General features: G+C 36.6%; 9 protein-coding genes. 4 read left to right on the top strand and 5 right to left on the bottom strand.

The genetic code is table 11. From position 1 onward, the window contains the following. Window positions 1–38: 38 nt before the first annotated feature. Window positions 39–1208 carry a sigma-54-dependent Fis family transcriptional regulator gene (locus tag FVQ77_04620; protein ID MBW8049618.1) on the top strand — a complete coding sequence of 390 codons (1170 nt, stop codon included), beginning with the start codon at window positions 39–41 and terminating at the stop codon, window positions 1206–1208. A gap of 579 nt (window positions 1209–1787) precedes the next feature. Here the strand turns inward: FVQ77_04620 and FVQ77_04615 are convergent. Next, on the bottom strand, window positions 1788–2810 hold the full coding sequence (locus FVQ77_04615; GenBank protein MBW8049617.1) for an acyl transferase: 1023 nt from the start codon (window positions 2808–2810) through the stop codon (window positions 1788–1790). 76 nt (window positions 2811–2886) lie between these two features. Here FVQ77_04615 and FVQ77_04610 point away from each other — a divergent pair, with 76 nt between their 5' ends. Then, window positions 2887–3459: a hypothetical protein gene (locus tag FVQ77_04610; GenBank protein MBW8049616.1), complete on the top strand. Its 573-nt coding sequence runs from the start codon at window positions 2887–2889 to the stop codon at window positions 3457–3459. 613 nt (window positions 3460–4072) lie between these two features. On the opposite strand, the gene FVQ77_04605 is transcribed toward FVQ77_04610, so the two are convergent. Further along, window positions 4073–6478, bottom strand: a complete 2406-nt coding sequence (locus tag FVQ77_04605; GenBank protein ID MBW8049615.1) for a transketolase — start codon at window positions 6476–6478, stop codon at window positions 4073–4075. A gap of 247 nt (window positions 6479–6725) precedes the next feature. On the opposite strand from FVQ77_04605, the gene FVQ77_04600 reads away from it, so the two are divergent. Then, window positions 6726–7661: a T9SS type A sorting domain-containing protein gene (locus tag FVQ77_04600; protein ID MBW8049614.1), complete on the top strand. Its 936-nt coding sequence runs from the start codon at window positions 6726–6728 to the stop codon at window positions 7659–7661. A 278-nt stretch (window positions 7662–7939) separates the two neighbouring features. Then, window positions 7940–10225, top strand: coding sequence for a caspase family protein (locus FVQ77_04595; GenBank protein MBW8049613.1), 2286 nt, complete (start codon window positions 7940–7942; stop codon window positions 10223–10225). Window positions 10226–10313: 88 nt separating this feature from the next. Here the strand turns inward: FVQ77_04595 and FVQ77_04590 are convergent, their stop codons facing one another. The 3 genes from FVQ77_04590 to FVQ77_04580 form a co-directional block, all read right to left on the bottom strand. Continuing rightward, the gene (locus FVQ77_04590) at window positions 10314–10694 is read right to left on the bottom strand and encodes a hypothetical protein (GenBank protein ID MBW8049612.1); all 381 of its coding nucleotides are present in this window, start codon (window positions 10692–10694) and stop codon (window positions 10314–10316) included. Window positions 10695–10894: 200 nt separating this feature from the next. Beyond that, window positions 10895–11659 carry a PorT family protein gene (locus FVQ77_04585; GenBank protein ID MBW8049611.1) on the bottom strand — a complete coding sequence of 255 codons (765 nt, stop codon included), beginning with the start codon at window positions 11657–11659 and terminating at the stop codon, window positions 10895–10897. A 14-nt stretch (window positions 11660–11673) separates the two neighbouring features. Continuing rightward, complete coding sequence (locus FVQ77_04580; GenBank protein MBW8049610.1) at window positions 11674–12096, bottom strand: DUF29 family protein; 423 nt, start codon at window positions 12094–12096, stop codon at window positions 11674–11676. Between the last annotated feature and the right edge of the window lie 318 nt (window positions 12097–12414).

The following is a 12414-nucleotide window of genomic DNA, read 5'->3' as shown; positions in this document are numbered from 1 at the left end:
AGTCAAAGTAAATATCCGGTACCCAAAACCCATCACCCATGTCAAAAATCCTGATCATAGACGATGAAAAGAGCGTAAGGGATACGCTCAAAGAAATTTTAGAATATGAAAAATACCAGGTTGATGAAGCAGAAGATGGGGAAAAGGGCCTTGAATCGATCAAAAAAAATAATTATGACATCGTATTATGCGACATCAAAATGCCCAAAATGGACGGGATGGAAGTGCTTACAAAAACCGCAGAATCAGGTATTGACACAGTATTTATTATGATCTCGGCACACGGCACCATAGAAACTGCAGTAGAAGCAACCAAAATGGGCGCTTTTGATTTTATTCAAAAACCACCTGACCTTAACCGTCTGCTTATTAGTGTAAGAAACGCACATGAAAAATCCAGCTTAGTAACTGAAACCAAAACACTTAAAAAGAAAATTTCAAAAGCATATGATATTGTCGGTGAATCCCAAGCCATCAAGCAAGTTAAAGAAACTATTGAAAAAGCAGCGCCCACCGAAGCCAGGGTACTCATTACCGGGCCTAATGGTTCGGGCAAAGAACTGGTAGCCAAATGGCTGCATTTTAAGAGCAACCGCGCTGACGGGCCTTTGGTTGAAGTAAATTGTGCTGCCATACCTACGGAACTCATTGAAAGTGAACTTTTCGGACACGAAAAAGGCGCCTTTACTTCAGCGATGAAACAAAGAATTGGAAAATTTGAACAAGCAAACGGAGGCACTATCTTCCTTGATGAGGTTGGAGATATGAGCCTTGCTGCGCAGGCTAAAGTATTGAGAGTGCTTCAGGAAAATAAAATCGCACGTGTAGGAGGGGATAAGGATATCAATGTCAATGTAAGGGTCATTGCTGCTACCAACAAAGACCTGTTCAACGAAATAAAAGAAAAGAAATTCAGGGAAGACTTGTACCACCGCCTCAGCGTAATCATCATAAGCATACCGCCATTAAATCAAAGAATAGGGGATATTCCGCTACTTATAGAGAGATTCTTAACAGAAATAGCAGAAGAATATGGCACAACTCCTAAAAAGATCCACACCAAAGCCATTGATTATCTTAAAAGCCTTGAATGGAGAGGTAATATCCGCGAACTTAGAAATGTTGTAGAAAGATTAGTGATTATGAGTCAGGAGGAGATCACGGAAAAAGATGCTAAACTTTATGCAATACCCAATAAAACATCCTAAGCAACAATTTTATTTTGCAACTTATTTTTTGTTAATGTTGGTCTTTGGTTTTTTAGGGCTAGTTCCCTTATAAGTATTACATTGGTGAAGACAGGAAGTCAATCCTAAAATTGAAACAGCCAATAATATAATCAAAGCCTTTTTCATAATATTTTAGTTTTAAAATCTATTTATAGCTTTTACTTTAACATATAAGTTATACATTATTTATGACATACTCCAACCATTGCTCTCAGTACTTCCCATCCAATGCTAACCTGAACAGGTTTTTCACCCCGGAGCAAAAATTTTGATGCAAGGAAAAGTTAAACTTTTACCTGAGTTGTCTCCGCTTTTTTAATTTTATTGTCAACTTTATAAGTATTACAAAGGTGCCCTTTACAGGCAGTAATACCTAAAATTGAAACAACAAATAATAAAATTACTAACTTTTTCATAACTTCCATAAATTTATAATACGTTATTATTAACAAAGGTAACCTTTTATATTTGATAAAACAAATATAATATAAAAATAGTTTATATCCAAATTATTATATATGTTTTTTTAATAAAAAAATTATCATAATACATTTTACATCATCCATCATACATCAAACTGCATCCCCTAATGTCAGCATTATCAATCCTGCCCAATGCTTCAAAACTTCCATCACTATTTAAACGTCCCAAATCCTGTGTTTCTATAAAAGCGCACGAATCTACGTTGGCAAGGTCTATGATGTTGATCCCACCGGTTTTAATTTTACTATTTACATTGAGAGGATCGTTAAAATCTCTTAATATAACGCTCATCCAGGGGGGTGTCATAAATTTACCGCAACCCTTTGAATAAGCCTGAGACATTAATTCAGTCATTCCATATTCAGAATGAATATACTGAACACCAAATCCATTTTTAAATTTATTGTGCAGGTCTTCTCTTAAAAGCTCTTTTCTTCTTCCTTTCATACCACCTGTTTCCATAATTATGATGTCTGCCCCGCCTGCCTTATTTTGCCTTTGTGAAAGAAGGGCAGGAAGATTACAGCCATATTTTTCTGTCAGATCAAGCAAAGCAAAAGTTACGCCAAATAAAACCACTCTACTCCCGTCCACTACAAATTTATTAATTAAATCAGGTTTTTTATCTATAATAAAACCCGAATTATCAGAATTACTCTTACCAATAAAATGATCTACCATACAGATCAATGAAGAATCTTTTTGATCTAAGTACGTAGGCAGTAATGCCAGGAAAATATATTGAGAAATATCACCGTAAAATACCTTAAAAGAGGCTTCACATACTTTTAAATAAAATTCCGGATCAGCGATGTAATGTTTACTTTTTTTTTGTTTGGTAGTTCCGCTGCTTATAAAAACCTTTTCAATCCCAAGTTCTCCTGTAACTACTTTTTGGGTTTTGAAAAAGTTGATGGGTAAAAATGGTATTTCATAAATATTGTTTATGCTTTCTTTCTCAATACCGAGATAAGAAATATATTTATTGTAAATCTTATTGTTTTTTGCCTGGTATTTGAACAGCTTTATGGCAGAGGCTTCAAAGCTGTTATTATCAACTTCAAATAGTTTTTTTTTGAATGTTTCGCTAAAGCTCATTATTTTTTATATTGATCTATGAATTTATACGTTAATATCCTACCTTTGAACAATAAAATAATCAATAATCAATAAAATGGCCCGGCAATTAATATATTTTATAACCTTTATAACGCTAACCTTATCCTTTTCCGGCTGCAAAAAAGTACCCGAATGGGATAAAATGCCTCGTATTGAATTTAGAGAGATTAAAAAGAAAAATTGTATTTTATACCCTTCCTGTTGTAATTCTATTTGTAATGGTGACTCAATATTTATTAATATTTATTTTAAAGATGGGGATGGAGATATAGGTTTAACAAGTGATGATCCTACTCCTGAATTTAACTTTTATGTAAATCTATTGATCGAAAAAGATACTATTTTCAAACCATTTGAATATTGCGACTCTAATGCATGTGCTGTCTTTTTATGGTCACAAAATGAAAAAAGTCGTATTCCACCGTTGTACCCGGAAGGGTATTCAGGCCCTCTTGATGGAACAATAGATTATAGTATTTTTCTACTCACTAATGAATTACTTGATCCATGCTGCAGACCGTTCGAACACTTAGATAGCGCTATGATCAAGTTTACCATTCAACTCGTTGACAGGGCTCTTAATAAAAGCAATAAAGTAGAAACTTCCCCGATTACTATCTCAAAGTAAATTTTGCAAAGCCTGCTAATGCTAGTGTTAAATTGCATAAATAATCTATATAATTGAATTTAAGTCCAAAGTCCCAAACTCCAAGTAAAAAGTAAAAAGTAAAAAGTAAAAAGTAAAAATATGGAGGCAGTTTTTTTCATTTTAAATTTTCATTTCACAACCTTCGGAAATTTCAGATGGAATATGGGAGGGAATTTCCGAAGTTTTCTTGTCAGAAGGTTTCTTGCTCTTGGTCATATTTGCGTTTATTCTTATTTGCATTCATTCTACATTCATTATTTAACATTCTGCTCATAATATTTTTTTAGCTCATCAGCAATATCAAACTAACTGTAGCGCGATATTTATATCGCGGGATATATAATTTTACCACGAAATAAATTTCGTGCTACAATAATTTCGTATAGTTTATCAGCAATTTCTATTGCCAATTCTCATATCCTCCTGTCCGTTGCTTTTAAGTAAAAAGTAAAAAGTAAAAATATGGAGGCAGTTTTTTTCATTTTACTTTTTACTTTTTACTTTTTACTTTTTACTTGGAATTTGGGACTTGGGGCTTTTTCCCGCCTCAAAACCTGTTTGCAAATCTATAGAAAACTTACGCAACTAAACACTAATATATAGCCGGAAACTTACGCGTCTCTGCTTCATGCATCATTTCATACACCAGGTCAAAAACATCCTCAACATTTGGTTTAGAGAAATAATCCCCATCAGATCCATAGGCAGGCCTGTGCGGCATTGCGGGTAAAGTGCGGGGCTGTGAATCTAACCAGTAATAAGCATCCTGTTTTTCTAAAACTTCCTGCATCATGTATGCGGATGCTCCTCCCGGTACGTCTTCATCAGCGAAGATCACACGGTTGGTTTTTTTCACAGACTCCACGATCTTATGATGAATATCAAACGGTAAAAGCGTCTGCACATCCATCACTTCACAGGAAATACCTGTTTCTTCAAGCTGATCAGCAGCTTCCATTACGATCCTGCACATGGAGCCATAGGTGACAACGGTAATATCGGTTCCCTCTTTCAAAACTTCAGGCACACCAAGAGGCACAGTAAGCTCACCAATATTTGATGGGAGTTTTTCCTTTAGTCTGTAACCATTCAAACACTCAATGATAAGAGCAGGATCATCTGATCTCAGCATGGTATTATAAAATCCAGCCGCACGGGTCATGTTTCTGGGCACCAATACATAGATTCCCCTGCAGCTATGTAAAACCGTGCCAATGGGTGAACCCGAATGCCATATACCTTCCAGCCTGTGCCCTCTTGTACGAATGATCAAAGGCGCTTTTTGGCCGCCCCTGGTACGGTATTGGACCGTAGCAAGGTCATCAGACATGATCTGGAGCGCATACAATAGATAATCCAGGTATTGTATTTCAGCGATAGGCCTTAATCCCCTCATGGCCAGCCCGATACCCTGGCCAATGATCGTACATTCACGGATACCGGTATCGGTCACTCTTATTTCCCCGTATTTTTCCTGCAAACCTGCAAATCCCTGGTTTACATCACCTATCTTTCCCAGGTCTTCACCAAATGCAAGTACCCTGGGATCCCTGCTTAAAGCGGCATCAAAGCAAGCAAGTAATACTTCCCTGCCATCCACTACCGGGCAGTCATCTTTATAGGTAGCTTTTACTTCCTGCACATTCAGTGCAGCCTCAGCAGACTGGCTGTAAAGATGCGAGCTAAACCGGTCGTAGTTCTCTTTCTTCACTTTCTCACACCAGGCTAATAATTTTTGTTTTGCCAGGGTATCTTCAGACCTTACAATTCTCAAAACCTTTTTGACTGCTGCAATTGCATCCCCCCTGGCCGGGTTTAATGTTTTTTCAAGGTTATCCTTTACAGATAAGATTTTTTCTTTTTCAGCGCTTTCATTAGCCAACTGCCAGAGTAAGTCAACAGCTTCATCCTGATCACCTTTCATGGAGTTAACAAAAGCATTCCACGCATCTACCTTTGCTTGTTTTGCATTGTCTTTTGCCTGCTGCTCAATATTATCAAGCTCTTCCGCACCGGCATATTCATTGTCTAATATCCATTCCCGCATTTTCCGGATCGGGTCAAAATCATCTTCCCATTGAAGCCTTTCTTTAGATTTATACCGCTCATGTGAACCGGATGTTGAATGTCCCAGCGGCTGGGTCATTTCCTGTACGTGTATCAAAACAGGCACATGTTCCTTACGGCAGATTTTTTCAGCTTTCCGGTAAGTTTTACATAATTCTTCATAATCCCAGCCCAATACAGTTAAGATTTCGTAACCATCTTTATCTTTTGTCCTTTGAAAGCCCTGCAGCAATTCAGAAATACTATCTTTTGTTGTTTGATATTTACGGGGAACAGAAATGCCATAACCATCATCCCATACAGAGACCAGCATCGGGACCTGCAAAACACCGGCAGCATTCATTGTTTCAAAGAACATGCCTTCTGAAGTTGCAGAATCGCCTATGGTGCCAAAGGCAATCTCATTTCCGTTATCTGAAAAACCTGCAAGCTCTTTGAGGCCAGGATTTTGGCGGTAGAGCTTAGAGGCATAAGCTAATCCTAAAAGACGGGGCATTTGTGCACAGTTGGGCGAGAGGTCAGGGCTTGAATTCTTTAATTGTGTGAGGTCTTTCCATGAGCCATCTTCATCCAGGCTTCGCGTAGCAAAATGGTTGTTCATCATTCTGCCGGCAGAGGCGGGATCAGCATCTATATCTGCATGGCTATATAATTGGGCAAAATACTGTTCAAGCGTTAATTCACCTATGGCAAGCATAAAGGTTTGATCACGGTAATAACCCGAACGAAAATCATTTTTGCGGAATACCTTTGCCATAGCCAGTTGGGCTGCTTCTTTGCCATCACCGAAAATGCCGAATTTAGCTTTGCCCATAAACACTTCCTTGCGCCCTATATAGCTCGCCTGCCGGCTCTCACAGGCAATGAGGTAATCGGTTAAGAGTTCTTTTTTGGTGAAAGTTTGCTTTTTTGTTAATTCTTGTGTTGCCATCCTTGTTAAATAAATTATATCACATATAAATTCAATTAAAAGAAAAAAGTTAAACCCTTGATTTGATCGCAATAGCTACATTACGGGTAAAAAAGCTAAAGAACCATACAAGCGTTTTAAACCAGACAGTTAACTATATACAATTTTACACAAAATAAATAAAAATTCAGGTAATATCATAGAAGCTTGTGTTTTTATAATTATCTTCGCATCTGCAATTTTGCCACATAACTAACTATTTATTAAAATGAAAAATTTATTACTCTCATTAACCATCGCTTTGCTGATAAGCAACTCATTTGCCCAATCCTACCAATGGGCGAAGAGCATCGGCAGCACAACAACCGATCACGGCAACAGCATCGCCACGGACGCCTCCGGCAATGCATACATAACAGGATATTTTCAAGACACAGCCGACTTTGACCCGGGCGCGGGAGTACAGAATTTAACTTCTGTTGGCGCTCGTGACATCTTCTTCGCCAAATATGACACAAACGGCAATTACCTCTGGGCGAAGAGCATCGGCAGCACATCACCCGATTACGGCTACAGCATCGCCACGGACGCCTCCGGCAATGCATACATAACAGGATCTTTTGAAGACACAGCCGACTTTGACCCGGGCGCGGGAGTACAGAATTTAATTTCTGTTGGTCAAGTTGACATCTTCTTCGCCAAATATGACGCAAACGGCAATTACCTCTGGGCGAAGAGCATCGGCAGCACATGGGATAGGGGCAACAGCATCGCCACGGACGCCTCCGGCAATGCATACATAACAGGATATTTTCAAGGCACAGCCGACTTTGACCCGGGCGCGGGAGTACAGAATTTAACTTCTGTTGGTAATACTGACATCTTCTTCGCCAAGTACCAGGGTTCCGGAAGTACAGGCATTGATGAGCTTAAAGCTCAAAGTTCAAAGCTCAAAGTTTATCCAAACCCCTACACCGGCAAAACCAACATCAGCTACACGCTGCCGGAAAAAACCAATGTATCTTTGGAAATATACAACATTACCGGTAAAAAAATACATACATTGGTAAATAAAAACCAAAATGCAGGCAGACACCAATACGGGTTTTCTGCAAAAGACCTGGGTTATGGCAAGGGAATATATTTATTAAAGTTCAGGGTAAATGAAATCAATATCACGCAGTTGTTGTTAGAATTAAGGTAATTGTAAAAGCAGTCGGAAGTCGGCAGTCCATCCCGAGTACTCGGGAGCAAAAAAGAAAATAACAATCAAACCATTATAACAATATGGCAACTGGATTTAGAAACTTGACTAAAAATATTTGATACTCAATGAATTAAAGGTGTCCGACACCTAATCAAAAAATAATAACAGCAAATATAACTAAAATTGATTTTTTCTTGCATATTAAATATTTTCTTTACTTATGTTCAATCCTTTTCTGTTCTATTTTAATTTTTGTATTTCATTTTAAAAAAATCATGACCTCAACTAAATTCGTCTTAATTTTAGTATTAAGCCTTACATTTCTCCCGGCCTTTTCTCAAAAAGTCTATTTCTGCAGCAATTATACTGAAGAGGGGGAACCTATAGGAAAATCAAATACCTGGACTATCAAACCTACGGGCGGATACGTGTATATTCTCTACAACAATGGCAGCGATAACATTATCACATCAAAATTAAGCTTATCAATAAATAAACTTTCAGGTACTAAATACGATCAATATGATACCCGTTCAATTACTTTAGAGAGTAAGAAAAACTGGGCTTTGTATGATTATCAATTTACAGAAGCTGGGGAGTATAGGATAACTTTCCTTGATGCAAATGAAAAGGAACTGGATAGAGATTATGTAACCATAAAATTATCCGAAGGATCACAAGCAGATTTTCAATACGAATATGCTGATACCAATGATCAAAGCGAAGTTGTTTCCACCGATTATTATGTTTCATCTGCATTAACTTTTTGTGAAGGGGTAGATAAAAAAGGTAAATGCTTTAAACCTGCCAAAAAGTGGAATTTGGGTAAAAATGGCTGCTCCGTATTTTGTAAGGTAGATAATAAAGCCCCGCTAAAAACCAGTCAATTGATCGTAGATGTTTTTAAAAAAGAAGGTACTGATTATTCAAAATTTGTAGATACCAAATATATAGATATTGAACCTGATAAAAATTCTGTTTTTTTCAAATATACCTTTGATGAGTCAGGGGAATACAAATTTAATGTATATAATAAAGGTGAAGCTTGGATCAATACAGAATATGTTACCATTAACTCCAAAGATGGCGTTGGCAAAAAGTTAGATTATTCTAATACCGGCAAATTAACATCTGATCACTATGTCTCATCAGTGTTAACTTTTTGCGAGGATATTGATAAAAATGGGTTGCCCATCAAGCCCGCTAAAGTGTGGGAGATCAGTAAAGATGGCAATATTTATTGTTTGATAGATAATAAAGTTGAATTTAAGACAAAGCAACTCATTATTGATATTTATAAGAAAAAAGATTCCTACTATTCAGAATTTGTTGAAACCAGGCGTTTTGACATAGAAACACATTGGGTATATACTTACTTTAAGTATAGCTTTGAGGAATCCGGTGATTACAAATTTTTCGTTTACAACAAAGATGAGGTGTGGATAAACAGCGCCCATGTAAGGGTTGATCTAGTGGAAGGCAAGACCGGTTACGTTTCCAAAGAACAGAATATCCATACAACTTCTGTAGTCATAAAACCTCAAATAAGTATCATAGAACCAAAGATCAGGAGAGGCAATAAGCTGATACATACCGATAAATTGATCACCGTGAAAGGAAAAGTTACATCAGCAAAAGGTATATTTGAATTAACTGTTAATGGGCTTGAGGTTGAAATGAAAAGCGATGGGAGCTTTACCGGGCAGATTCGCCTGGCTTATGGCGACAACACAGTAGTAGTGAAAGCAGTGGATATGAAGGATAATATAGCAGAAGAAAAGTTTACGGTTGAGAGAAAAGTAAAGGGTGTCATCATTGAAGAGGAGCCCGGTAATCTGCGTGGTACAGATTATGCCTTGTTGTTTGCTACCAATGAATATGAAAACATCCAGAATCTGACAAATCCGGTTTTTGACGCCAATGCAGTTTCTAAAGAATTGGAGCAAAGTTATGGTTTTCGGATCTCTACGGTTCTTAATCCTACGCGTGCCGGTATACTCGGCAAGCTCAGAGAATATGCTACGATGTCATATAATGATAATGACCAGTTATTTATCTTTGTAGCCGGGCATGGTGTATATGACGATATTTTTAGTGAAGGCTATCTTGTAAATAAAGATTCTAAGGCAAATGATGAAATTAAGGAAAGCTATCTTTCTCATTCAAATTTGCGAACCATAGTCAACAACATTCCCTGCAAACATATTTTCCTCATGCTGGACGTTTGCTTTGGAGGCACCTTTGACCCATTAATTGCCACCAGGGGAATTGATCTGTACAGTGATATTGACAAGCAAAAATTCATTAAACGTAAACTGCAATATAAAACACGAAGATATATTACCTCCGGTGGCAAAGAATACGTGCCCGATGGCAGGCCGGGGCATCACTCACCATTTGTACGCAGGTTTCTGGAGGCTTTGCGAAGTTATGGAGGTGTAGATGGGATATTAACTTTAGGAGAAATTATTACTTACATTGAGAAGGTTACTCCTGAACCACGGGCGGGGGAATTTGGAAGCAATGAACCGGGAAGTGATTTTTTGTTTATTGCTAAATAATATCTTAAAACTTCAACCCCACATCAATAAAAACAAATGAATCGTCAAGTCGGAAGAATTGACAACACTAAAAAATACGGAGTCCGCCTTAGGCGGATTTAGCCCCCGTTCTACAACGGTGAATAAATTTTTTGACATCAGAAAATGCTTCAAAAAGAAATGTGTAATTTATTATTCCTTCATAATAAGCTCTCTGATGAATATCTCCCACAATACGCCCATACAATTGTCGCATTTTTTCATTACCGTATCGGGCTAATAAATTCTGGCGACTGCGTTCACTCTTTGGAAAGTCTTTCTCTTTAACACTGTTTGTCAGCAAAAATCCGAGAAAGCCATCGGTAGTTGCAATCCATGCTTTACCGGCAGCATCGCGGGCAATCTCATCATCGTTGGAATGTTTTGCATTGTTCAGTTCCTTTTTTGATAAAGCGTATAACTTCTGCGCCTTTGTGAGATAGTGGTTCATGTTGAAAGTTTTTTGCAATTGCTAAATAACATCTTGTTTCTTGGATGTTTTTCTATCTTCCATGTCGTATATAATAGTAATTATAAACAGTGCACTAATATAACCAATTAGAAGAACACCCAAAATAATTGCATAGATCATAACGTTATTTTTTTAAGATTTTATCTGTTATTTCTTTGTTCATTTATACAAATAATATCTTAAAACTTCAACCCCACATCAATACCAAAATAACTATTTTTCAACACAAAACCATCAATATCATGTCCACCATATCCATCCTCATCTGGTGATTTCTTAAAAAATCTATCTATACTGGTCAAGCCGTGATTAAACGTAAAACCGGTAAAAAAATAGGTATTTTCTCCCATTTGCAGCTCAATACCAGTTGAAAAAACAAGAGAGGCTTCTATTGGAAAAAAATTCTTTGTTAATTTGAATGAACTGGTGGAATCTGTACCGGTTTTTAATGAATCATACCTCAAAATAGATTTTTCATTATCAACTCTAGCCGATATAAGAATATTGCCTGATATCCCAACCTGGAAATAAAGTTTCATATCTGTACTAATTTCATTTGTATAAAGCTTAACTGAAACAGGGATCTCAATATATTGTAATACAAATCTAGTAATTTTTATACCTCCTTCTTTTATATTTTTATCTTCCACCATAAATCGTTTATTTTTATCTACCCAAAGATATTCAATATTACCCCCTTTAATAGCATAAGTCACTCCCGTGCTGAAAGCATAATTTTGCCCAATAAAAAAGTAATCAAAAAAAACGCCTGCTCCGAATCTTGGATGTAGGCCTTTTTGTTTTTTGGGTTCTTCACTTGGATCAACCACCCTGTTCCAGGCAAACATTAAAGGAGTTGCCTTCAGCCCGATTTTGTATTTTTGCTGGCTAAATGCTGTAGCGGATATTAATCCTAATACGATAAATAATAATAACTTTTTCATAGTTTATTCAATTTTTAATTTGTAATGAGCGTTAAGGCTTTCTGAATGATCTGATTTTTATCTATCAAATCTTCCAATTCATTTTCTAAGTATTTACCTTCAAAAACTTCTAATGCTGCTTCTTTTACAGCCAAAGGAAACGCGTCTTTCAAAATATTCCTGAGCACTACCTTACTTACATAAAAGCCTTTTGCTTTATAACGTTTGTTCGTCCTTTTTATCTGAAAGACTGAAAAGTCAATTGATGCTTCCCATGAACGTGTTGTTTTTTTTTCAGCTTGTTGTTTGATCAAATGGTTCAGTAAATTAATTGAAAAACTGCAGATTTTATTTATTTTGTCGCTCAAACTCATTTCTTCTAATTCTTCAATTAGTAATAATGCACCGTTATAATTTCCTGATTTGACGTAATTTCTCAATTTTATTAATTCTTCCATTGTATAATTATGTTATCAATTTTGGATTTTGAAGCTCTAATTTTTTTTTCAAGACTCCGCTCTTTGTTTATTATTCTATAGAGGGTATAATGCTAATATACGAATTTATACTAATGATACGAATATTTTTATTCTGCTTCTTAGTATACATTTCTTTTCTATTAGTATCATTAGTATTCATTAGTATATTAGCATTTTTTATTGGTATTCCCCGAAAGGCTTTTTTTCAAGTGAAGTCTTGAAAAAAATTTAGCATCTTTGCAATTTGTCGCTAACCTGTTATACCTGCTTCCAGCAACGGGACAAAGTTATAGAATA

The sequence above is a fragment of the Cytophagales bacterium genome (assembly GCA_019456305.1).
Lineage (GTDB): Bacteria > Bacteroidota > Bacteroidia > Cytophagales > VRUD01 > VRUD01.
Note: the sequence above shows the minus strand (reverse complement) of the source record. Positions and strands in the feature narration are given on the sequence as shown.